Source organism: Microbacterium hominis NBRC 15708 (assembly GCF_001592125.1).
Classification (GTDB): domain Bacteria; phylum Actinomycetota; class Actinomycetes; order Actinomycetales; family Microbacteriaceae; genus Microbacterium; species Microbacterium hominis.
In genome coordinates this window covers 31,370-54,104 of the sequence record NZ_BCWI01000001.1, presented here as the reverse complement: position 1 = coordinate 54,104, position 22,735 = coordinate 31,370, and the positions used below count along the sequence as shown (strand labels likewise).

The window sequence follows — 22,735 nt, the reverse complement described above, 5'->3', positions numbered from 1 at the left end:
GGGAGATGCGCCTATCCACTCATCGGGTGCTTTTCTGTCAGTTCACTGGGCCATGCGATGAGTTGCGTGCGAGTGTCGTCCTTGGTGGAAGTCTCCGCGACTGCCGCTCCGAAGTCGGCATAACTGATCGCTTGTCGGGTGAACGCAGTCTCGTCTGTGGAAGGGGAGACTCGTTCCCAGCGTGCTGTCGTCGGCCCCTCCGGTTCGTAGACGGGCGGCGGGATCAGATACGCCCATTCTGATCCTGCGTTGCCCGCTTCGAGGTGGTCGCGCAGCATGGCGTGTGCTCTCCCGCGCGGCAGTGTGGGTTCTGGGAACCGGGGGTCTTGCCAGAACCGTCTGTCTCCAGGGAGTCGGAGTGCTCCTGCTCCGCCGACCGTGACGATCCGGGCCGGAGCGCCGTTGGCCTTGGTGCTTGCCTCGATGAGTCGATCATGTACGGCCACGAGTTCGGTCGGGGCGATGTCCTCACGCAGTCGGATCGCGTTCATGACGACGTCGATGCCGTGCATTGCTTGCGTGAGACTGGCGTTCTCAGCGATGTTCACGACCGTGGAGGTCAGCGATGCAGCAGTCTTGGCGAGCCGCGTGGTGTCTGCCGGATCGCGCAGCGCAGCGGTCGCCTCGATGCCTGCGGGGAGATGAGCGAGGATGGCGGCTCCGGTGCGCCCGGTCGCGCCGAGAATCAGGATGCGAGTCATACAGGTACCTCCGAAGCGGGCGTGCGGGTGAGTCGGGCGAACCCGGTGAGGCTGGCGACGGCGAGCACCATGAGCGCGGCGAGACTGACGAGCAGGATCGGGAAGTCCAAGCCCAGGTAGGCAGTGAGTGGGCCGACGCTGGCACCGAGGAACAGCACGAATCCGTTGAGCGCCATCCCACCGGCCCGGTTCGGGGCGGCGGTCTCGCCGAACAGGGTGATCATCGCGGGCACCGCGAGCGCGACCCCAGTGACTCACACGAGACTCGCCAGCGCCGTGCCCGCGAGGGATGCCGAGAGTGCGGCTTCGATCAGCAGCCCAATCGCGGCGAGGGCGAACCCGGCACGTGCAACCCCCGCGCCGCCGAGACGCTTCGCAATAGCGCCCGCGAAGAGGGAGGCGAACATGCCCGGCAGCCCGACGAGGCGGAGCCAGATCACCTGCGATGAGTCCAGGCAGAGGTCGGTCAGGTGCGGGCCGAGGCCGGTGTACATGCCGACGAACGACAACAGCAGCGTTAGGTGCGCGAGGCTCAGTAGCAGCACCGAGGGGCGTGTGGCGACCCTCCCGACTACGGCGAAGCGACGCACCAGGCTCGCATCGTCTCTGCGACTGTGCGGCTCGGTGACGAGCACGGCGACGCCGATCATGCCGAGGCCGAGCATGATGCCGGAGAGGATGAACACCCACTGCCAGCCCAACGTCAGGCTGAGCGCGGAGGCGAGTACTTGGCCTGCGATCCCGGCAACGAGGAATGCCGTCGACATGGCCCCGATCGCCGTTGCCCGACGCTTCAGCGGGGTCGCTTCGGCCAGATACGCGAGCGCAACCGGCGCGAAACTCGACGCCATCACCCCCTGCACCCCGCGCAGCGCAGCAAGCATCGGCACCGTGGAGGCGAAGCCGCAGGCGATGGTCGCGACGGTGAGATACACCAGGCCGATGAGCATGATCCGCTTCCGCCCGTACTGATCGGCCAACGGCCCCCAGATCAGGAACCCGACCGCATAGCACACGCTGAACACCGTCGAGAGCGCGAACGTCACATCAGAGCCGAGTTCCGCACCGATCGGGGCGATCAGCGGGATTGCCGCGTACAACTGCGTGAGCACCAGCAGCGCCGTGACCACGAGCAGCACGACCACGCCGTTCCCTGCCGGGTGCTCGCGCGCCTCGCCTGCTCCCGCTATCTGTTCCGTCGAGTTCGCAGACACCACCACTCCAAATCCAACGTTTCCGTTGGATTTGACTGTAGTAGGCTAACCGCGAAGACGCAACGTGAGCGTTGGGTTTACCGCACGAGACGGGAGGTGGGAACGATGGGCTGGGATGTTGAGGGCAGGAAGCGCCGCATCCTCGACGCGGCGGTGGCCGAGTTCGCCGCGCACGGGCCGCACGGCACGACCATCGAGCGCATCGCCAAGGCCGCCGGGGTGAACAAGGAGCGCGTCTACACGCACTTCGGGGGCAAGGACAGACTTTTCGCCACCGTACTGCGCGAGGAACTGGCGAAGGTAGCCCGCGACGTGCCCGTCGAATCATTCGCAACCGAGGACGTGGGCGACTACGCCGGGCGCGTCTACGACTACCACCGCGAGCACCCCGAACTCGGCAGGCTCATGCGCTGGGAAGGGCTCGTCTTCGACACCGAAGTACCCGACGAGGCCGAGCGGCGCGAATACTACGGATACAAAGTCGCCGCCATGACCGACGGACAGGCCAAGGGCACAGTAACGAGCGACCTCGACGCCGACCACCTGATGTTCCTCGTGCTCTCACTCGCCGGATGGTGGTCAGCGGTACCGCAGGTCGCCCGCATGATCACCGGAGCCGAGAGCGACGCCGAACACGCACGCCGCCGTGCCTCCGTCGTCACCGCTGCCCGAAGACTCATCGGGCAGTAATCAGGTCACGAAGTTCGCCGAGAAGACTAGTCACTTCATCGAACCGAACTCCGAAAGTTCCCTCGAACTTTGTGACGCCAACTCTTGCCAGCGACACTCTGTGCGACGCTCTCGCGCTGACGCTCGGCTCCATCAGTCATCTGCCCCCTATCTCAGTGAGGCACGTATTTTACGGCGGGGCCGTAGTGCGCACCTCTCTCACGAGACGACTCGTGAGGGAGGCCAGAGTGAAGGGTGGAGTGAAGCTGTTCCACGGCAGCGGTGCTGCCGCGCGCGCCTATGTCGAGGCCGACCGCTCCCGCGCTGACGAGTACTACCTCGGCGCAGACCAGGCCGTGGCCGAGTACGCCGTGATCGACGCGACCGGCGAGGTCACCGCTGCTCGGTCGCTGTCGGCGGATGAGTACGAAGCCTGGGTCGATTGGGTGAACCCGGACACCGGGGAGTCGATGGGTACCCCGCGCAAGCCGGGCAAGGTGCGTCGGGGGTCGCCGTTGTTCGCGGAGATGACGATCAACGCGCCGAAGAGCCTGTCGGTCGCCGCCGCACTCCACCCGGACGTGTCCGAGGCGTTGGACGCGACGCAGCGGGATGCGGCGCGGGAGATTCAGCACTTCCTTGGTCAGCATTCGGTCACGTTGGCGGGGCCGCGCGGCGCGCAGGAGGTGCTGCCGGTCGAGCACATGCAGACCGTCGCGATCACGCACAAGACGAGTCGTGCGGGTGATCCGCACCGGCATATCCATTTCCAGATTGGCACGAGGGTGTGGGCGGGCGGGAAGTGGCGGGCGCTGACCACGGCGGCGTTGTTCCAGCAGCAGGGCGCGATCCGTGCTCTCGGTACGGCGGTGATCGCCGCGCACCCCCAGCTCGCCGCCACGCTCTCCGAGCATGGCCTGACCCTCGACCCCGTAAGCGGTGAGGTTGTGGAGTTGGAGCCGTTCAACGCCGTCATGTCGAAGCGGTCGGCGCAGATCAGACGCAACCTGGAACGCATGGAGGCCGAGTGGCAAGCGAAGCATCCCGGCGAGACGCCCGGCCCGGTGTTGACCGCTCGGATGCAGGACGCGGCGTGGGCGTTCCAGCGGCCCGGCAAGAAACCGGCGGACTTGAAGAACGAGCAGTGGTGGCAGCAGGAACTCCGAGACGCCGGCTACCACCCCGAGAGCTTGCAGCACCCCGACACCGTTGCGCCGGCATCGCTGGATGACCTCAGCGTGCAACAGGTCGCCAGTCGTGCGCTGGATCGCTGCGCGGCGGCTGCATCGACCTGGACACCGCACACCGTGCGAGAGCACGTCACCCGCATCACCACCGAGGCAGGCGTGCAAGCGACCCCGGCGGAGTTGCGCGAGTTCATCGACCTCGCCACCGGACTCGCCGCCTCGGATTGTTTCTCGGTGCTGCCGCCGGGCATGGTGCAACCCGAGCACGTCGCCCACCTCACCAGCCTTGGCGTCGTCGCCGCCGAGACCGCACTCCGCGACCAACTCACCGCCGCGACGCCGGAACGGGAGCCGAAGCACCCCGACGTGACCGACGCTGCGCAAGCCGCCGGACTCGACACCGGGCAGACCGTGGCCGCCGCTGCCGTCGCCTCGACCAACCCGCTCGTGATTGTCGAGGGCGCGGCGGGCGCAGGCAAGACCACCATGCTCGGCGTCGCCATCGAGGTTGCAGCCGAGCACGGGCGATCCTCGCGGGTGGTTGCGCCGACGTTGCGTGCGGCGCAGGTCGCCCACGAAGAACTCGGCGTGCCCGCAACCTCCGTCGCGGCGCTCGTGTATGCGCATGGGTGGCGGTGGAACGAGGACGGCGTATGGACACGCCTCGCACCCGGCGACACCGACCCTGCAACCGGGAACATCTACACCGGCCCACCAAACGACGCCGTGCTGTCGCGGGGTGAGCGGGTGATCGTGGACGAAGCGGGGATGCTCGACCAGGACACCGCCCTCGCTCTGCTGACCGTCACCGCCGAGGCAGGCGCGTCGGTCGCGTTCGTGGGCGACCGGGCGCAGCTCCCGGCGGTCGGGCGCGGCGGGGTGCTCGACATGGCCGCCCAGATTCGTGGCCGTACCTACGACATGACCGAACTCCACAGGTTCACCGATGCCGAGTATGCGGCGTTGACGTTGGTCATGCGTGACCGGGAGCACCCCGGCGACGTGTTCGACCGACTCGCCACGATGGGCCTCGTGACCTTGCATGCCGACGAGGAAGCGGCCCGCGAGCACATCACCGCCCACGCCCACGACGGCGAAGCGATCACCGTCGCCACCAACGACGAGGCCACCGAGCTGAACGAGCACATCCGCGCCGGGCGGGTCGAGCGCGGCGAGGTCGACGACACTATGACGACGACCGGCAGCGACGGGCTGAGCATCGGCGCTGGCGACCTGATCCAGACCCGGAAGAACAGCAGCGACCTCGGCGTGGCAAACCGGCAGCAATGGATCGTGCAGCATGTGACCGACGAGGGCAGCGTCTACGCCCGCGAAGTCAGCGGCGGAGGCAAGCACAGCCGCACCGTCGCCCTCCCCGCCGAGTACGTGAGCGAGTGGGCGCACCTGTCGTATGCCGCGACCGCCTACGGCGTCCAAGGCGCAACCGTCGATGCCTCCCACACGGCCTTGTCGGAGGCGACGAGCGCGGCAGGCGTCTACGTCGGCATGACGAGAGGCCGCCAACAGAACCAACTCCACGTCGTCGCCGCTGATATGGCGGATGCGCGGGCGCGGTTCGTTGAGGCGATGGAACGCGACCCGGCAGACCGTGGCCTCGACCACGCCACCGCCCAAGCCATCGACGCCGTGCAAGGCCTCGTCAGCGATGGCCCCGTGCAGCTCATCACCGAAGAACTCGCCCGCCTCACCGCCGAAGCCGAACGAGCCGAACGTGCGGCGGAACGCTGGGAGCAGACCGCTGCCAGGTTCGACGCCCAGCGCGCAACACACAAGACCGAGGACGACGAGCACGCCGACGTGCTCCGCCACGCCGAGGACGAGGCGGCGCGCATCCGTGCCGAAATCGCGGAACCGTTGACGGTGCAGGCCGAGGCAGACGGCACCACCTATCTCGATGCTGTCGAGCGCGAGGCCGCCGCAAGCAGCCGACTCGCCACCGTCGGCAGGCTCGGCAGGCGCAAGGCCCGCGCGGAGCACCGCCAGACGAGCGAGCACACCCGGACGGTTCGGGCACGGGTGCGCGAAACATGGGGCGAACCACCCCGCACCACCGACACCCTGCCCGAGTGGGCGGCACGACAGGCCGAGCGTCGCGCCGAGGCCGATCCCCGCGTGATCGACGCCGCCCAGCACGTCGAGGCCGCGCGAGCCGACCGTGACGAGTTGCGGCAGCGGCACGAGCAGGAACGCCGGGCGTTGCTGGTCAGCGAGTACGGGCCGCAGGCGGTGATGCGCCACCGGGTCGGGATGCGACTGCCGAACCCAGCACAGCAAGCAGGACAGGCGCACCAGCAAGCCACCGCGCTCCGAGCCGAGGCCGACTACCTCCGCGCGCTACCGATCCGCGACGCCGCCGCACGGATCGAAACCACCCGCGCCGAGCACGAAGCAAGGCAGCAAGCACTCGCCGAACGCGAACGGCAACTCCGCGAGCCGACCGAACGCGACCCGCGGCGCAACGACCCGCGACATGACGGGCCAGCACGCGGCCTATGAGCATCAGCAGCACGTCGCGTCGGCGTGACGTTCACAGCAGCCCCGCAACCCGAGCCACAGACGCCCAGCGCGATTGTCGGCCGTTCGACGTACACTTGAATACATGACACCCGACACCGCAACTCTGATCCGAGACGGCCTCGCGCTCGACGCCGATCAGCGCGCGGTCGTCGCTAACGCCCTGCTCGAAAGCCTCCATGATGCAGACGACGAGAGCGAGGTCGATGCAGCCTGGCGTGCCGAGGCTACCCGGCGACTGGCCGAGGTGCGTGAGGGTGCGGTCGATCTGGTGGATGCCGACGAGCACTACGAGCGTTTGCGCGCCTTGCTCACCGCATGACCTTGGCCCAGCGAGAGCACCCCGAGGCCGTCGCGGAGTTCGACGCCGCCGTGCGCTGGTACGAAGACCAGGAGCCAGGGATCGGCCTTGCGCTCATCGACCGAGCAAGGCAAGCCCGGAAAGACCTCGACCAATGGCCGAACGCCGCCCCACCATTCACGACCGCTGACGATGGCACCGTGATCCGCAGCAAGGCCGTTCGCGGATACCCGTACCGCATCGTCTACACGGTGGAGCCGGACACGATCCTGATCCTCGCCTACGCCCACGAGCGCCGCGAACCCGGCTACTGGCTCCACCGGCTGAACGACTGAACAGCACGCCGCCGGGCTCATGGCTCGGATCGGGTCTCGCGTACATTTCTGGCGCCGTCGAACCCGGTGGTGAGGTCAGCGAGGAGCAGCTCCGCCGTCTCATGGGGCACGGCCAGGACCCCAACACGAGCGAACAGTTGGGTCGTCCGTACCGCCGATTCGCAAGCACTGCCGAGCGAGTTGCCCGTCGGCTTGAGAAGCTTCCCGAGACCCTCGCTCCCGCTGATAGGGGTGCACAGGTGGCGTTGATCGAGGCGGAAGAGGCAGGGAAACCGACGGGTGTGTTCGGCGAAGTCGGTGAGGCGGGCGAGGTTCTGTCGGGTCTTGACGGCGAGGTAGCGGCCGTTGACTTTCCGGTCTTCGTTGATCTCAAGCAGGGCTTCGGCGGCATGCTGGCGGACGTAGGGGTCTTCGGCGTCGTCGGCGGCGATCTGTGGCCCAGACTTCGCGAATTCGGGCAGGGGTACTAAAGCCCACCCCCTGTTCCCGATCGGGCACACTGCAGAACTTACTCTCTCCCTCGCCGCCATCTGCAGTGCACGCGACTTCGCGATGGTTTGGACGCGGCTGTCGAGCGAGCCGAAGGTGAGGCGAGCAAGGCAGATCGCGCCTACGTTCGAGCCATCACCTTCGCCGCCGGTCAGTTGCTTCGCGCAGTCGCCGAAGTCCACCGGGCAAGCCTGGCGAGCCGTATTCGTCGGCGGTCTCGAGGCAGCGGTCGTGTGTGCAGCGCATGATGGCGGAGAGCCGGTCCTGCGTGTAGTCGAATGTCCAGGAGCCGCGCGAGGCGTTCTGCTGCGTCTCCAGAGCGCGCTGAATTTACCAGATCGGTGACGATTTTGGTGTTCTTGGTGGACTAATGACCGTTCTCGGGCAGGTCAGAGTCCCGCGCGGCGGCTTCGCCGTTGTCGAGGGACGCAAGCGTGGCCATCTGGTCGGTGCTAAGGCGGAAGTCGAAGACCGAGAGGTTCTCGACCAGGCGTTTGGGGTCTGACGATCTCGGCACCGGCACGAGGCCCTGCTGCACGTGCCAGCGGAGCACCACCTGTGCCGCCGTTCGTCCGACGTCCGCCGCGATCTGCACGATCGTCGGGTTCTCCCGCAGCTCGGGCCCGCGGCCGAGCGGGCTCCAGCTCTCGGTCACGATACCGAGCACCTCGTGCGCGCGTCGAGGAACGGTACGGGCGATGTCGGGGCTGAGCTGGATCTGGTTCACGTCGGGCACGACCCCGGTCGCGTCGATGATGGAGGCGAGGTGGGCCGGTTTGAAGTTGGAGACGCCGATGGCTTTGACCCGCCCCTCCTCCAACAGCTTGACGAGACCCTTCCAGGCGTCGACGTAACGGCCTTGAGCCGGGACCGGCCAGTGGCAGAGGAAGAGGTCGAGGTGGTCCACCCCGAGCCGCTCGAGACTATCGTCGTAGGCGCGCTGGACGCCGTCGACGCTGTGCGACTCCTTGTTGAACTTGCTGGTGATGAAGATCTCGTGGCGGGGCAGCCCGGAGTCATGGATCCCCCGCCCGACGGCGACCTCGTTGCTGTACTTGAATGAGGTGTCGATGAGCCGATAGCCGCTCTCGATGGCGACGCGCACGACCTCCTGGCATTCATCGCCGACCATCGGCCAGGTGCCGAGGCCGAGTGACGGGATTCGGTGGCCGTGCAGGAGGGGGAGCAGGGGCGCTGGGGGCGCAGGTTCGAGCTCTTCTGTAGTCATCGGTCGGTGGTCCTATCGTTGGTCGCTATCGGATGCCGAGGCCGGCGTGTTCGAGGTCGGCGAGATGGAATCGCCAGACGTGCTGTTCGTTGAAGGCCGGTCCGAGATCGGGCAGATCGTCGAGGTCGGCCGGCGCCACAGCGGCCGGCGTCACACCAGCCTGAAGGACCTGCAGCTGGATGCGAGCGAGGGCGTCGACGTTGATCGCGTTGATGACGGCGGATTCGACACTCGATCCTGTCGCCGTGAGCCCGTGGCCACGGAGTAGGCAGACCGGGCGATCGCCGAGGGCGTCGACCATGGCGCTGCCGAGCGCGTCCGAGCGGATCAAGACCGACCGGGCAAAAGTGGGGATGCCCGCCAGAGCCATTCGCATCGCCGGGATGTTGTAGGCACCCACCACGCCCAGAAGAGGGACACCGATCAGCGTCAATGCGACGACGGCTGGCGGGTGGGCGTGCACGACCGCGCTCACATCCGGGCGTGCGCGGAGGGTGGCGAGATGCAATGGCAGCTCGTTCGGCGCCGAGTATCCGTCGGGCAGCTCGGTACTCCCATCGAGGCGGACCAGGTGGATGTCGTCGGGCTGCGTGAACTTCAGCCCGCGTTCTTCGCGGCCTCTGCAGCGCACGAGCAGGGAGTCTTCGCCCACTCGAAGGCTGATGTGCCCCAGGATGTCGTCCACGAGCCCTCGCAGAGCGAGGATGCGGCATCCCTCGGCGACGAGCAGCCGTTCCTCTGAGTAGTCGGTCACCTGCATTCCGTGCTTCTCCAATCGATCCGGTGGTCGTTCTCCAATTGACCGCTTCCGCACATCAGAGTACATTTCTGCTAGACAGATAACAATCCATACTTCGACGGAGCGTTCAAGATATGACAGACCACACGATCTACGACGATGTCAGACGCGGCATGATCCCTGCCCACATCTACAACGACGAAGAGATCTTCGCGCTCGAGCGGGAGCGCTTGTTCAGTCGCGCGTGGATCTTCGTGGGTCACGAATCAGAGATCCCTCAGCCCGGCGACTACGTGGTGCGGCGAGTGCTCGACGACTCGTTCATCGTGGTGCGCGACGAGAGTGGCTCCGTCAAGGCGATGTTCAACATGTGCCTGCACCGAGGAATGCAGGTGTGCCGGGCGGAAATGGGCAACGCCTCGCACTTCCGCTGCCCGTATCACGGCTGGTCGTACCGCAACGACGGACGAATCGTGGGGCTGCCGTTCCACGAAGAGGCGTACGGTGGCGAGGCTGGCTTCAATCGCAAGGGAGCCCGCCTGCTTCCGGCGCCGAGCCTCGACAGCTACAACGGGTTGATCTTCATCAGCATGGATCCGGATGCGCCACCGCTGATCGACTACCTCGGCGATTTCGCTTTCTATCTCGACTACTACACGAAGCAGAGCTCCTCGGGCATCGAGCTCCGCGGCCCGCAGCGCTGGCGGGTGAAGGCGAACTGGAAGATCGGCGCAGAGAACTTCGCCGGCGACATGTACCACACGCCACAGACCCACACCTCGGTGGTCGAGATCGGCCTCTTCCGCGAACCGAAGGCGGAGAAGCGTAAAGACGGCAACACGTACTGGGCGGGCAACGGCGGAGGCACGACCTACAAGCTTCCGGAGGGAACGCTCGAGGAGCGGCTGCGCTACGTGGGCTACCCCGACGAGATGATCGACCGGATGAAGGAGGTCTGGTCCCAGGACCAGCTCAATGTGATCGGCGAGAACGGCTTCATGATCTCGGCGGCCTCGATCTTCCCGAACATGAGCTTCGTGCACAACTGGCCGAAGGTGGAAGACGGCGACGACGTGCTCCCGTTCATCTCGATCCGTACCTGGCAGCCGATCAGCGAGAACGAGACCGAGGTGCTTTCCTGGTTCGCCGTCGACGCAGCGGCACCGGAGGAGTTCAAGGCTCTGTCGTACAAGGCGTACCTGATGTGCTTCGGCAGCACGGGGATGTTCGAGCAGGACGATGTGGAGAACTGGGTGTCCCTTACGAACACCGCGAAAGGGAATATGGCGCGGCGCTTGCTGCTGAACAGCCGGATGGGCGTGCTGAAAGACGGCAGATTCGTCGTGGAGCCGCTCGGACCGGACGCGTTCTCTGGCCCGGGCGTGGCCCACGTCGGTTACGGAGAGTACAACCAGCGGCATCTGCTCGAGCGCTGGGCGGACTACCTCGAGACGGAGCCGACCGCGCTGATCATCTCGTCGGTGGGGATGCCGGAGGGGCTGTCATGACCGAGGCGCGCTGGGTTCGACTGAAAGAGTCGCCGCTCGGAGCACATACGACCAAAGCCACGCGGGTGGGGAGTTCGTTGTCGTTCTCGGACGGCCTGCATCTGGAGACGCACAGGTGGCTCGTCGAAGAGGCATACATCCTCGACGAGCAGCGGTACGAGGACTGGCTCGACCTCATCGCCGACGATGTGCACTACATCATGCCCGTGCAGGTCACTACCGCGCTCGGCGCCGGGTACTCGACGTCTCCGGGCATGGCGCATTGGGACGAGAACAAGTACTCCCTGAGCCGGCGGGTCGCCCGCTTCCTCACGGAACACGCCTGGACAGAGGATCCGCCCTCCCGGCTCCGTCACTTCGTCACGAACGTGCGCACCTTCGAGAGCGACGTCCCGGGCGAGGTCGTCGTCGATTCTGCGGTGCTTCTTTTCCGCAGTCGCGGCGACGTGCACGAGCCCGCGGTGATCTCGGCCGGCCGCGAAGACGTTCTGCGACGTGTCGGCGGCGGGTTGCAGCTCGCACGCCGAACCATCACGGTCGACGAGTCGGTCTTGCGCACACAGAATCTGGCGATCTTCCTATGAAACTCGAATGGGAAGGCGAAGAGGACGACCGCATCGCGGCCATCGCAGCAGCAGACGAACGTCAGCGGCTCGAAGACCAGCGGGTAGGGGCTCCGATCTCGATCGCCAATGAGTTCTCGGAGATCCGGGTATCTCGCGTGGAGACACGCAACGGCTCCCGGCTCCTGATCGAGTCGCCGCGATCCGGGCAGTGGGTCGCTCTCGATCCGCTCGAGCTCGAGGCGCTGACCTGGCAGACTACGGCGACGTTCTCCGCCATGATCGCCCAACCGTTCGCACCGATGTTCCCTGAGATAACGCCTGAAGAAGCAGGAGAGGAGTGACACATGCCTGTCGTGAAAGCGGATCTCGGGCTCTGTCAGGGCTACGCCAACTGCATCATGGCCGCGGGAGACTATTTCGATCTCGATGACGACGGCGTCGTGATCCTGCTCAGAACAGAGGTCGACGAGGCCGACCGGAAACGGGTCACCGAGGCGGCGAACAGCTGCCCGGTTTCCGCGCTCCGGGTGGAAGACGAATGACGACAGCGATTGTCGGTGCGTCGATCGCGGGGGTACGGGCCGCGCAGGCGCTTCGGGCAGAGGGGTATCGCGGAGACGTTGTGCTCATCGGCTCCGAGCCCGTGCTGCCCTACGACAAGCCGCCGCTGTCGAAGGGATACCTCGTCGGTGCAGGTGCAGCCGAGGTCACGCTCCTCACGGCGGCGGAGGCGCTCGAGCTTAACATCGACCTTCGTCTCGGTGTGCCGGCGGTAGGTCTGGACCGTGCGTTGTCGGAGCTCCGGCTGGCGAATGGACGGCGGGTCGGCTTCGATGACCTCGTGGTGGCGACCGGCGTCCGCGCGCGGCCGTCGCCGTGGGGTGAAGGCGAGGGAATCCATGTGCTGCGGACACTCGACGACGCAGACCGGCTGCGCGCCGAGCTAGTTCCCGATCGCAGGATCATCGTCATCGGAGCGGGCTTCATCGGCGCCGAGGTCGCCGCGACCGCTCTTGGGCTCGGAGTCGATGTCACCCTGGTCTCGGCGACACGCGACCTGATGTCACGCCGGCTCGGTGACGAGATTGGCGCCCTCTTCTCGCAGAAGCACTCCCGGCATGGCGTACATGCGGTTCTCGGACGGACGGTCGCGCAGATCGACGGTGCGAAGGGAGACTTCCGCGTGCTCCTGGATGACGGTTCCGAGCTCCACGGTGATGTCGTCGTCATCGGCATCGGGGCAGTGCCGAACGTCGAATGGCTCGAGGACTCAGGGCTCGAGATCGACGACGGTCTCGTCTGCGACGAATTCCTCACGGCACTCGGCGCCCCGGAAATCCATGCGATCGGCGATGTTGCGCGGTGGCGGCATCCGGTTCGCGGCGATCTCACCCGTCTTGAGCACTGGACGAATGCGGTCGACCAGGCGCGCTGTGTCGCGCACAACATCGCTCATCCCGACGACCGACGCTCATATCTGCCTGTCGAGTATGTCTGGAGTGACCAGTTCAACTGGAAGCTGCACATCGTCGGTCGCACGACGGCAGTCAACCCCGAGATGGTGACGGACCCTCGAACACCCGACCGGATCGCGTCTCTGTACTCTCAGAATGGTCTGTCATTCGACGGGGCAGTGGTACTGAATTGGCCCCGCGCTCTCGTCGAAGTCCGCCGGTCCATCGCAGCGGGATCGTCGCTTTCCGACGTTCGTGTACGACTGGGCCGGCTGCTCGAATCGGCGTCCGGATAGACCTGGACGGGATCGCCTTGCCCTTGATGGCGGCCCTGAGGGCCGGCAGGAACGATACAGTTTCTGTTGTGCAGAGAAATAGAGCAGCCGACGGAGTCGATGCGGCTCCGCAATACCCGATCGAGTCGGTCGACAATGCCCTGAAACTCCTGCTCCTGCTCGGTGAGAAGAACGAACTTCGACTGACGGACGCCAGCAAGCACCTGGGTGTCGCGACCTCAACGGCGCATCGCATCCTCGCGATGCTTCAATGGCGAGGATTCGTGCGGCAAGACCCGCGAACGAAGACATACGGGCCAGGGCCGTCGTTGACCACGATCGCCTTCTCGGTGCTGAGAAAGATGGACATCCCGCAGATCGTGCAACCGATCCTCGAGGAACTCAGCCACCAAGCCGGCGAGACGGTTCACCTCGGCACGCTCGACGGCAACTCCACTCGCTTTCTCGCAGTCTCGGAACCGACGACGGCGGTGCGAGTCGCTTCACGGTTGGGCAAGGAGATGCCGGCCCATTGCACCTCCACGGGAAAGGTTCTCCTGGCGCAGCTCCCGCGAGAACAATTGGACCGTCTCTACCCCGACGAGCAACTCTCACAGGTGACTCCGCAGTCGATCCGTACCAAGACCGAGCTCCTCGCACAACTGGATCTTGTCGCGAAGCAGGGCTATGCAACGAACCGGGAGGAGAGCGAGGAGGGCGTGGCCTCGGTGGCCGTGGCCGTTCCCTCGGCGAGCGGGCTGCGGTTGGCGATCAACGCATCTGCCCCGGTGTTCCGCTTGCCTCCCCGCAAGGTGAAGACCCTCGTCGCACTCCTCGATGAGGCAGCCGTACGTCTGGCCGACCTGACCTCCTGAAGGCTCGTCGTCTCTTTCCCCTGCGACCTGGTGCAGGGGTCGTTCGGCGCGTTCTGAAGAGAGCTCGAGCCATGCTGGACTGTTGGCGCCGCGCAAGCTATTGTGTCTTCTAGTTAGGAACAAGTTCTGCTCAGCAGATAAATATGCGAAGAGGATGATCAATGCAGATCGTACTGGTGCACGGCGGATGGGTAGGCGGCTGGGCGTGGGACGGCGTCGCCGACGAATTGCGCAGAATGGGGCACGAGGTGATCGCGCCGACGCTGCGCGGTCTCGAAGACGGTGACGTGGACCGCTCCGGCGTCACGATGAGCATGATGGCGCGCGATCTGATCGATCAGGTAAGAGAGCTCACCCAGCTCGACATCGTGCTCGTCGGTCATAGCGGCGGAGGTCCGCTCATCCAACTCGTCGCTGAGGCGATGCCCGAGCGCATCGGCCGGGTCGTCTTCGTCGACGCCTGGGTGCTGCGCGACGGCGAGACCATTAACGACGTGCTCCCCGATCCGTTGGTCGCAGCGATGAAGGCGCTTGCGAGTCAGTCCGACGACAACACCATCGTCATGCCGCCTGAGCTCTGGGCCGCGTCTATGCAGGACATGTCCCCGTTCGAGCAGCAGCAGCTCGCCGCGCTCGAGCCGAGGCTCGTCCCAACGCCGGCAGGCTGGTCCAATGAGCCGATCCGCCTCGACCAGTTCTGGGCGAGCAGCATCCCGTCAAGTTATGTGTTCCTCGCTCAGGACCAGGCCGTTCCCGCTGAGATCTACCAGGCCGCGGCCGGGCGGCTTGATAGTCCGCGCACGATCGAGATCGACGGAAGCCATTTGGTGATGCTCACGCATCCGGAGAGGCTCGCACGGGCCCTCGACGCCGTCATTGCCTAACAGGCCTGGGGAAGCTATGGATTCGATTTCACGCCCAGACGACGTCGCGCCGATCTCGTACACCGAACTGGCGCCGTCGGGTGCGCCTGCTCGGTGGATCGTCCTCGTGCACGGGGGTGGTGTCTCGAAGGAGTGCTATCTCGAGACGCCCGACGGCCGACAGGGCTGGGCGGCACGATTGGTATCGCTTGGCTACGGTGTGCTGGTGGTGGACTGGCTGGGGTTGTCCTATGAGGCGGCCCAACACGTCGATGATCGTGCGGCGTCTGCGCGGCTGGACTATGAGAGCGTGTGCCGAGGGATGGGCGTGTTCCTCTCTGGTCTCGGCCGGAACGTCGTGCTGGTCGTGCACTCGATGGCAGGTCCGATTGGCTTCCGCCTCCTAGAGACGCATGGCGATCTCATCGACGGGCTCGTAGCCGTCGCTCCGGGCCCGCCTGGAAATGTACAGGCGGTGCCCGAGATCGTGAGGGAGTCCGACCAGGAGGTCTCCATCCGTGGAGCGGCCATCGACTGGACCATCCCGAAGATGGGTTTCTGGGAACCCACAAGCGCCTTCGTGAACGACAAGGCCATCGGACCCAGCCGGCGGTTCCCCCGCGAGTGCATCGAGGTGTTCCGCCGCACCCTTCGGCCGATCCCGGCCCGGATGCTTTATCAGCGTCAGAACATCGGTGGGAGCCAAATGAGGATCGGGCCGACCGACGCGTTCACGAACAAGCCGATTCTCGTCTTCACGGGTGGAGCCGATACCGACCACCCCTCGCAGCTGGATCAGGACATCGTGGCCTGGCTCACCGATCAGGGCGCCGCCGTCACCTTCTGGTCGTCCGAACTGCCTGTTCTCGCTGGGAACGGCCACATGCTGATGGTCGAAGACAATAGCGACGAGCTCGCTGACGAGATCGCGCGGTGGATCACGGCGCTCTGACTCGCCACCGTATCGTCCCGGCCATTATTTCAGCCGACCCGACGTCCCCAACAGCGGAGGAGAACGCCAGTCGTTTCCTTCGTGTCACTCGAGGGAACGCTGTGCCAGCTCGTTGCCGACTACGACTTGGTCGATCGGGCCCTTGCTCGAACTCCTCATTTCATACGTCTGGCGATGGACTCAAGGGAGATGTTCGCCGACGGCCGCGTGCAACTCCAGGTCATCGGTGGACAGCTGAGGCGTCTGCCACGACGCATCGAGACGATCGGTTCGCAGCTCGAACGGAACGTTCGGGCTGAGCATAAGGATGTTCCGAGACCTCCAGGAACGCGGATGGATCGGTTCGTTGGTCGGGGAGCTGACGACCACCCTGGTTGGCGTGGCGCTTATCGTCGCTGCGGTGCTACTTTCGGTCTCGGGGGGTGGCCCCCAGCTCGCCCCGACGTCGCACTCCTACCGTTCCTAGGGGCGGGGTGGTCGGCCTCGCGGGCAGGCTCCTCGTGCTGAGGCCGCTGCGCACCTCCTTGATGCGCACCACGCTGATCGCCGGATCCTGGCAAACTATCCCGCGACGCGAATTCGCAGGGGGTGTCGGCGCGACTTTCGATCGACGTACAGTGCCGTCCGTTAACAAACGATCGGTTCGTGCGACCGAACTGTCGAACGCCTGTGCATCGCTGCGGCGAGTTCCTCATGGCGCAGTACCTGGGTTTCGCTTCCGGAAGAAGATTTCACGAACCCCAGCGACACGGTGTTGCGGTGACGTTCGACGAAAGAGAAGAAGGATGGCCCGGCGAATCCCAATCGCGCGAAGTCTCGCCTTCGAAATGACAGAAGCGCTCCTGTGCTCGCGCGTCGGTTACTTCGCACCTTCTAGGTGTGACGTTATCAATTAGGGTGATGACGACCGGTGACGGGTACCGGTACCTGCTGAACTCTGTCGTGTCCGGTGACGGCGACCGCGACGCCTCGTCTGTGTTGACGCGGTATTACGCGGAGGCCGGGACTCCTGGCTCGATGTAGCGCCGAGGGGGTCGCTACTGGTCGGTTCCGACGTTGTGTTCAACCCAGTCGCGCAGATGCTTCAACGGGGCGGCTGCGCTGTGTCCGAGGTCAGTAAGTTCGTACTCCACGCGAGCGGGAACCTCGGGGTAGACGGTGCGAGTGAGCAGGCCGTGGTCTTCGAGACGCTTGAGGGTCTGGGACAGCACCTTGGGGCTGACGCCTTCCAAGCGTCGTTTGAGTTGCCCGTTGCGTTGCGGCCCGTCTTCGAGCGCACCGATGGCCAGGGCGCTCCACTTGTTGGCGAGCAGGTCGAGCATGTCGCGGCACGGACACATGGCCGCGTACACGTCGTTCCGGTCGCACTCATCCACGGTCTGACTCATACGTTCATGGTATCCGATGGGTACTAGGTTGCCTTGACGGTAACCAGTAGGTCTGGGGAACCATAATTGGCATGACGGCTACGACTGCGATCGGATACGAGAAGAACCTCCCCGCCACCGACCCCGAGGCGCTGACCGCCCGCGAGGTCGAGGTGCCCGAACTTGGACCGCATGACTTGTTGGTCGAGGTCGAGGCGGTCTCGGTGAACCCGGTCGATGTGAAACTGCGGGAAGGCGCTCCTGCGAACGGGTTCAAGGTGCTCGGCTTCGACGCCGCCGGTACGGTGCGCGAGGTCGGCTCAGCGGTGACGCTGTTCGCTCCGGGTGACGAGGTGTACTACGCGGGCAGCATCGACCGGCCAGGTACGAACCAGCGCCTGCATGTTGTGGATGAGCGGATTACGGGGCGCAAGCCGCAGGTGCTGTCGTTTGCCGACGCTGCTGCGCTGCCGCTGACGGCGATCACCGCCTGGGAGACCCTGTTCGAGCGGCTCGCCCTTACCGAGGACTCGACCGGCACCCTGCTGGTGATCGGCGCGACCGGCGGAGTCGGATCGATCATGCTGGCACTGGCCGACGCGCTCCTGCCGAACGTCACCGTGATCGCCACCGCCTCCGACGATGAACGCTCCGCCTGGGTGCGCAACCTGGGCGCGGAGCATGTGGTGAACCACCGCGACGACCTGGCTGAGCAGGTGCTCGCCGTCGCGCAGGATGGCGTGGACTGGCTGTTCACCGCGCATTCCGCGGGGCAGATCGAAACCTATGCGCGGATCGTTCGAGCGTTCGGGCATATTGTCGCCATTGACGACGGTCCGCGCGACGTGTTCCCGCTCAAGGGCAAGAGCATCGCTTGGCACTGGGAACTGATGTTCACCCGCCCGCTCAGGCAGACCCCGGACATGATTGAACAGCACCAGCTCCTGAACACTGTCGCTGACCTTGTAGATCAGGGCCGCATCCGCACCACGGCCACAACGACACTCGCGCCGATCTCACCGACCACACTCCGCGAGGCGCACGAGTTGGTCGAGAACGGCCGCACAGTCGGCAAGGTCACCGTCCACAGATGGGAGTAGACTGAAACCGCGCGCACGCGCATGTTCACAGGCGAGTGCGTTTGCAGAACCTCGGCTAGCCGAGGTCGACATTCTCGGCGACGTAGCCGGCCGGCAGGGTGATCGGCCGGGCACCGGCGCGATCGGTGTTCCGCACACGTAGCGAGCCGTCGCGACGAACCGCGACGACCTTCCATCGCGCGCCGTTGCGAACCCAGTCAGGGCCCGATCGCAGGCGACGGTCGTTCTTGCGTGTGATGACGACATCACCGACGGATGCTGCGGCCTCGTCCCGCAGCGAGGCCTCAGCACTGGCATCCACCTCGCCGGAGAGAACCAGCTCGGCGCGCGCCCGCCGGTTGAGCGCGCCAACCGCCTCACCGGTTTCAGCGACGAGCACCGACGACATCCCCGCAGCCACGTCGCGGAGCCACGCGCTGTACGCCGCGTCGGACATGGCATCGGCGTCGCCCCCGACGATCCGATCGCGCGCGCCGTAGGCATCCAGCGCCTGCAGTCGTCCGTTGCGGAGGTCAAGGGATGCCTCCTTCTCCCATGCGTGCCGGAAGCGGTGCACGTCAGCGAGTCCGGGCGCATCGGAGCGCGCTTCGACGAGCATCCGGAATGCACCGCCGGCGTCGACCGACTGCAACTGCGCCCAGTCGCCCACCAGCAGCACCTTCGCGCGCGCACGAGTGGCCAGCGTGCAGATGCGATCGAGCGTGAGCGTGCCCGCGAGGGATGCCTCGTCGATGATGACGAGCTGTCCTGCGCGAACCGTGGCGCGGCCCTGGCCGTGCTCGTGCAACCACTTGGCAGTATTCTCCGTCGCGATGCCAAGGTCGTCAGCGAGTTCGCGCGCGGCCGCAGCGGACGGTGCGAGCCCGATGACCGAGCCGCGACCGTGCTCGTGCTCCCACGCCAGCCGCAGCGCGTGCATCGCTGTCGTCTTGCCCGAACCGGCTGGCCCGATCAGCACATCGAGGGAACGCGCGGAGGTTGCGATTGACTGCAGCGCCGCGCGCTGATCCGCTCCGAGTTCAATCCCGCGATTGCGGCGTGCCCGCTCGGCGTAACCGAGGGTTGCTGCGCTGACCACCGGCGCTGCGGTCGCGTGCGACGCGCTGAGCAGTCGCTCTTCCGCGTCCAGCAGCGCAATCGAGGAGTAGCGCTCGGAGTTGCGCGGGCGGAAGACGCTCGTCCCATCTGCACGTCGGAACTCGGCGGGCGAGACGGCGAGTTCGGGGGGCGTGAGCTGCGCGGAGCGATGCTCCGCCGCATCCGTGATCATGCCGACGATCGCCTCGCGATCCTCGGTTGTGGCCAAGCGCCAGCCCATCGTCTGCCGCGCGGCTTCTGCGTAGAGGTTCCAGCGGGTCCACGTTGAGCGACGTTCGCCTGTTGCTTCGACGACGCGCAGCGCGACTTGGTTGAGGATGCCGAGCGCGACTTCGTCTGCGCGCAGTAACTTCGGCGCCTCACGTTGGTTCACCGCGTCACGCGCCCAGGCGGTTGCGTCGCGGCCGAGCAGCCGACTGGCGCGAGTGCGCCACTCGTGCGTGAGATCGGCGAGCGATCGGAGCTGCTTCTCGGGCCGCGTCGCAAGCGTCGCCTGCTGGCGCAGGCGGATGATCGTCACCTTCGACGGAGCCGTCCCATGCGTGGCGATGTACTCATCTATCAGCCGGTCCTTCTCGATGTCGATATGACGCGACCGTGACGAGAACTCGGTGACCAGCTGCTCAGGGACGGATGCGATCGCCCAGACCGGGTTGCGATCCGCTTCGCGCTCGCGCTTCTCCCACTGCACGCCGAGAGCACGTGTCATGTGGTCGGCGAACACCGCGGTGTGCAACTCGGACAGCGCAACCGTCGCCGCGTGCAGCGGTCGACCGTCGAGGGACCGCCACCTGCCGTCGAACTCCGTGCGTACCTTGTTGCTCACCACTACATGCGTGTGCAATTGCGGATCGCCCGCGCGCGAGTCGAAGTGATCGAACGCGGCGGCGATTAGCCCCGCCACTTCGACCTGGGCGACAGCGCCGTCGCGGCCCGCTTCGCCTGCGCGCGTCGCGGCAAGCGCGCGCTCCATGAAGGCCAGCACGTCGTCGATGGCCTTGTGGTGCGCGGCGGCGATTGTTGCCTGGGTATTGGCGTCAGCGACCGCCCAGAGAACGGATGCCGACTTTGGCAGCGAGAACGTAAAGTCGTAGCCGGCGACGGCACGACGGCGAGTCGGTGCTGCGTGGGCGGCCCGTGATGCGGTCGGGTTGTCGGGGCTCGTCTCGGATGCCGCGTACTCGGCGTACGCCCGGCCGAGCGGCGCGCCCGTTCCGGGATCTCGGCCCATCCCCAGCAGCAGCTCGAGTTGGGCCTCAGATACGCGGGAGCCGGCGTTGATCTTGCCGTCGGCCAGCTCTGGTAGGCCGCTGCCGAGCCAGCGGCCTGGCGGCGTGCCGGCCTCGGCGTAGTACCGGGTCAGCGGGGTTGAGAGAGGCCGTTCGCCATCTGCTGCGGCGACGGTGCGGAGGAGATACTTGTAGCCGTCTTCAGCGCTCATCAACCGCATCGACACCGACATCCGGCACCGCCTCTCATCTATCAGAGAGGTGCGTGCCCGTGCCCGCGCCAGCGGGTACTTATCGGGGCCTTGGCCTGTGTCCTATTGAGTGCGAGATCTGTTCGTCGGAGCCGTCCGTCATCGGCCGTCGCAAGGGGACGTTCGTCGGGGATACTTGCCGGGTGAGCACGCCAGCCCTTCCGCCCGATCTGACCGGTCCGCCGACTACGAAGTCTTGGCAGCGGTCGCTCATCGTGGTGTTTATCTCCGGCGCCGGGATCGGTGTGCTGGGCGGGATGATCGGACTCGGCGGCGCGGAGTTCCGGCTGCCGCTGCTGATCGGCGTGTTCGCGTTCGCCGCGCTCCCTGCCATCATCATGAACAAGGCAATGAGCCTGATCGTGGTGATCACCGCGATCCCGGCGCGCCTGATCAGCGTGCCCCTGGACGAACTCTCGCCATATCTCTATGTCGTCGTGAACCTGCTCGCGGGCAGCCTGATCGGCGCGTGGATCGGCGCGCACTGGGCCACCAAGCTCGCCTCCAAGACCCTCTACCGGGTCATCGCGATCCTGCTAGTGCTGATCGCGGTCCTGCTTTTCGTCACCCACTTCTTCGCCATGGAACCCCTGGGCGTTCCGGTCGTGCCGCGGATCATCCTCGGCATCATCGCCGGGGTGATCATCGGCGTGGTCGCCGCGTTGATGGGCGTCGCCGGCGGGGAGCTGCTCATCCCGACGATCGTGCTGCTCTATGGCGCCGACATCAAGATCGCCGGCAGCCTCTCACTGCTGATCTCGCTGCCCACCATGCTGGTCGCGTTCGCCCGCTATAGCCGCGACAACAGCTTCCAGGTGCTCGGGCAGAACAAGGGCTTCCTGATCGCGATGACCGCGGGCTCGATCGCCGGAACCATCGTCGGCGGGCTGCTACTCGGGGTGATCCCGGACGCGATCCTCATCCCGCTGCTCGTGCTGCTCCTACTCCTCTCTTCCATCAAGGTCTGGAACCACAAGTAGGCTCCGTCCGCACCCTCGACTTGTCTAGCCATTGAGAAGCCAGCTCAGTCGTGGGACGGGGCTCTTGCCCGACACAGTCGGACCAGTCCGCCCGGCTTCGCCTTGATCTGCAAGACGTGTGAGCGCCGTCGGCGGCCATCATCGACGCTGATGCAGATGACATTTGGTGTCGGTCCGTCAGGACCGGGGCTGACGACCGGTGGGTCTATCAACAGTCGCAGTGGACCGCCAGGCACGACCAAGGTCGGTATCAGCGCCAGTACTCTCGGTGTTCGACCGACGCTTTGCGGCTGCATGCGTGATCGTAGGTTCCGCGTGAATATGGCGGTCTCCACGGATAGACGACCGGCACTTGACGGTTCCGACACCTGTCGAAGGCGCTAGCGACGTTAGGTCACTCCGTCGTCAACCTATTCGCCTGAGCCAGGATTGAGGCCTTGCTGCGTGACTATCGCGGGACCAGCGTGATCGAGACCTGCTCGAGCGCCTGCGGGATGAGCTTGTAGTACGCCCACGTCCCCCGCTTCGACCTCGACAAGAACCCGGCCTCGGTGAGCACTTTGAGGTGGTGCGAGACGGTCGGCTGGGAGAGTCCGATTGGGTCGATCAGGTCGCACACGCACGCCTCCTGATCCTCGGAGGATGCGACGATCGACAGCAGCCGCAACCGCGCCGGGTCCGCGAGGGCCTTGAGAGTCACGGCGAGCTGCTCGGCGTCCGTCTGCGCGAGCGGCTCGCGCACCAGCGGCGCGCAACACGCCGCACCGGGGGTGACGTCGGTGACCTCGAGCATCGTGACCATGCATCGACAATAGTCGA

The 22,735-nt window shown here is 65.9% G+C and carries 24 protein-coding genes; 15 read left to right on the top strand and 9 right to left on the bottom strand.

Annotated elements, in window-relative coordinates:
* Positions 1-11: 11 nt before the first annotated feature.
* The 3 genes from MHO01S_RS16175 to MHO01S_RS00275 are packed head-to-tail and all read right to left on the bottom strand — an operon-like array spanning position 12 to position 1,921.
* The gene (locus MHO01S_RS16175) at positions 12-701 is read right to left on the bottom strand and encodes an NAD(P)-dependent oxidoreductase (RefSeq protein WP_024476688.1); all 690 of its coding nucleotides are present in this window, start codon (positions 699-701) and stop codon (positions 12-14) included.
* Positions 698-925, bottom strand: coding sequence for a hypothetical protein (locus tag MHO01S_RS16785; RefSeq protein ID WP_197425747.1), 228 nt, complete (start codon positions 923-925; stop codon positions 698-700). Before MHO01S_RS16785 ends, MHO01S_RS16175 begins: the two co-directional genes overlap by 4 nt.
* A 30-nt stretch (positions 926-955) precedes the next feature.
* Complete coding sequence (locus MHO01S_RS00275) at positions 956-1,921, bottom strand: MFS transporter (protein ID WP_218016042.1); 966 nt, start codon at positions 1,919-1,921, stop codon at positions 956-958.
* Between the two features lie 99 nt (positions 1,922-2,020).
* On the opposite strand from MHO01S_RS00275, the gene MHO01S_RS00270 reads away from it, so the two are divergent.
* The 5 genes from MHO01S_RS00270 (at position 2,021) to MHO01S_RS16410 (ending at position 7,412) form a co-directional block, all read left to right on the top strand.
* Positions 2,021-2,605, top strand: a complete 585-nt coding sequence (locus tag MHO01S_RS00270) for a TetR/AcrR family transcriptional regulator (RefSeq protein ID WP_024476687.1) — start codon at positions 2,021-2,023, stop codon at positions 2,603-2,605.
* A 239-nt stretch (positions 2,606-2,844) separates the two neighbouring features.
* Positions 2,845-6,288, top strand: a complete 3,444-nt coding sequence (gene mobF / locus MHO01S_RS00265; RefSeq protein WP_200951266.1) for a MobF family relaxase — start codon at positions 2,845-2,847, stop codon at positions 6,286-6,288.
* A gap of 103 nt (positions 6,289-6,391) precedes the next feature.
* A complete protein-coding gene (locus tag MHO01S_RS00260; RefSeq protein WP_024476685.1) occupies positions 6,392-6,628 on the top strand; it encodes an addiction module protein in 237 nt (78 codons plus the stop codon).
* Positions 6,625-6,942 (top strand): type II toxin-antitoxin system RelE/ParE family toxin, encoded by a 318-nt coding sequence (locus MHO01S_RS00255; RefSeq protein WP_024476684.1) that lies wholly within the window; start codon positions 6,625-6,627, stop codon positions 6,940-6,942. The genes MHO01S_RS00260 and MHO01S_RS00255 overlap by 4 nt, the downstream gene beginning before the upstream one ends.
* Positions 6,834-7,412, top strand: a complete 579-nt coding sequence (locus tag MHO01S_RS16410; protein WP_174524654.1) for a relaxase domain-containing protein — start codon at positions 6,834-6,836, stop codon at positions 7,410-7,412. Before MHO01S_RS00255 ends, MHO01S_RS16410 begins: the two co-directional genes overlap by 109 nt.
* Positions 7,413-7,566: 154 nt before the next feature.
* On the opposite strand, the gene MHO01S_RS16990 is transcribed toward MHO01S_RS16410, so the two are convergent.
* The 3 genes from MHO01S_RS16990 to phtC are packed head-to-tail and all read right to left on the bottom strand — an operon-like array spanning position 7,567 to position 9,419.
* Entirely contained in the window at positions 7,567-7,749 is a 183-nt protein-coding gene (locus MHO01S_RS16990; RefSeq protein ID WP_168212703.1) for a hypothetical protein, read from the bottom strand.
* A 49-nt stretch (positions 7,750-7,798) separates the two neighbouring features.
* Entirely contained in the window at positions 7,799-8,659 is an 861-nt protein-coding gene (locus MHO01S_RS00245; RefSeq protein WP_060958820.1) for an aldo/keto reductase, read from the bottom strand.
* A 25-nt stretch (positions 8,660-8,684) separates the two neighbouring features.
* Positions 8,685-9,419 carry a 3,4-dihydroxyphthalate decarboxylase gene (gene phtC, locus MHO01S_RS00240; RefSeq protein ID WP_060958821.1) on the bottom strand — a complete coding sequence of 245 codons (735 nt, stop codon included), beginning with the start codon at positions 9,417-9,419 and terminating at the stop codon, positions 8,685-8,687.
* Between the two features lie 113 nt (positions 9,420-9,532).
* Here phtC and MHO01S_RS00235 point away from each other — a divergent pair, with 113 nt between their 5' ends.
* The 8 genes from MHO01S_RS00235 to MHO01S_RS00200 all read left to right on the top strand — a co-directional run bounded on the left by MHO01S_RS00235 (position 9,533) and on the right by MHO01S_RS00200 (position 15,891).
* Entirely contained in the window at positions 9,533-10,906 is a 1,374-nt protein-coding gene (locus tag MHO01S_RS00235) for a Rieske 2Fe-2S domain-containing protein (RefSeq protein WP_060958822.1), read from the top strand.
* Positions 10,903-11,490, top strand: coding sequence for a 3-phenylpropionate/cinnamic acid dioxygenase subunit beta (locus MHO01S_RS00230; protein ID WP_005054954.1), 588 nt, complete (start codon positions 10,903-10,905; stop codon positions 11,488-11,490). Before MHO01S_RS00235 ends, MHO01S_RS00230 begins: the two co-directional genes overlap by 4 nt.
* Positions 11,487-11,813, top strand: a complete 327-nt coding sequence (locus MHO01S_RS00225; RefSeq protein WP_005054953.1) for a hypothetical protein — start codon at positions 11,487-11,489, stop codon at positions 11,811-11,813. The genes MHO01S_RS00230 and MHO01S_RS00225 overlap by 4 nt, the downstream gene beginning before the upstream one ends.
* Positions 11,814-11,816: 3 nt before the next feature.
* Positions 11,817-12,014: a ferredoxin gene (locus MHO01S_RS00220; protein ID WP_005054951.1), complete on the top strand. Its 198-nt coding sequence runs from the start codon at positions 11,817-11,819 to the stop codon at positions 12,012-12,014.
* Positions 12,011-13,222, top strand: coding sequence for an NAD(P)/FAD-dependent oxidoreductase (locus tag MHO01S_RS00215; protein ID WP_005054949.1), 1,212 nt, complete (start codon positions 12,011-12,013; stop codon positions 13,220-13,222). The genes MHO01S_RS00220 and MHO01S_RS00215 overlap by 4 nt, the downstream gene beginning before the upstream one ends.
* A 26-nt stretch (positions 13,223-13,248) precedes the next feature.
* Entirely contained in the window at positions 13,249-14,076 is an 828-nt protein-coding gene (locus MHO01S_RS00210) for an IclR family transcriptional regulator (RefSeq protein WP_060958823.1), read from the top strand.
* A 161-nt stretch (positions 14,077-14,237) separates the two neighbouring features.
* The gene (locus MHO01S_RS00205) at positions 14,238-14,960 is read left to right on the top strand and encodes an alpha/beta fold hydrolase (RefSeq protein WP_024476681.1); all 723 of its coding nucleotides are present in this window, start codon (positions 14,238-14,240) and stop codon (positions 14,958-14,960) included.
* Between the two features lie 16 nt (positions 14,961-14,976).
* A complete protein-coding gene (locus MHO01S_RS00200) occupies positions 14,977-15,891 on the top strand; it encodes an alpha/beta fold hydrolase (RefSeq protein WP_024476680.1) in 915 nt (304 codons plus the stop codon).
* Between the two features lie 1,037 nt (positions 15,892-16,928).
* Here the strand turns inward: MHO01S_RS00200 and MHO01S_RS00195 are convergent.
* A complete protein-coding gene (locus tag MHO01S_RS00195; RefSeq protein ID WP_024476679.1) occupies positions 16,929-17,279 on the bottom strand; it encodes a winged helix-turn-helix transcriptional regulator in 351 nt (116 codons plus the stop codon).
* A 71-nt stretch (positions 17,280-17,350) separates the two neighbouring features.
* On the opposite strand from MHO01S_RS00195, the gene MHO01S_RS00190 reads away from it, so the two are divergent.
* Complete coding sequence (locus MHO01S_RS00190; RefSeq protein WP_024476678.1) at positions 17,351-18,358, top strand: zinc-binding alcohol dehydrogenase family protein; 1,008 nt, start codon at positions 17,351-17,353, stop codon at positions 18,356-18,358.
* A 55-nt stretch (positions 18,359-18,413) separates the two neighbouring features.
* Here MHO01S_RS00190 and mobF (MHO01S_RS00185) read toward each other — a convergent pair whose 3' ends face one another.
* Positions 18,414-20,918, bottom strand: a complete 2,505-nt coding sequence (gene mobF / locus MHO01S_RS00185; protein WP_060958824.1) for a MobF family relaxase — start codon at positions 20,916-20,918, stop codon at positions 18,414-18,416.
* Between the two features lie 32 nt (positions 20,919-20,950).
* Between mobF (MHO01S_RS00185) and MHO01S_RS00180 the strand changes: the two genes are divergently transcribed.
* Complete coding sequence (locus MHO01S_RS00180) at positions 20,951-21,916, top strand: sulfite exporter TauE/SafE family protein (RefSeq protein ID WP_231734904.1); 966 nt, start codon at positions 20,951-20,953, stop codon at positions 21,914-21,916.
* A 448-nt stretch (positions 21,917-22,364) separates the two neighbouring features.
* Here MHO01S_RS00180 and MHO01S_RS00175 read toward each other — a convergent pair whose 3' ends face one another.
* Positions 22,365-22,718, bottom strand: coding sequence for an ArsR/SmtB family transcription factor (locus MHO01S_RS00175; RefSeq protein ID WP_060958825.1), 354 nt, complete (start codon positions 22,716-22,718; stop codon positions 22,365-22,367).
* Between the last annotated feature and the right edge of the window lie 17 nt (positions 22,719-22,735).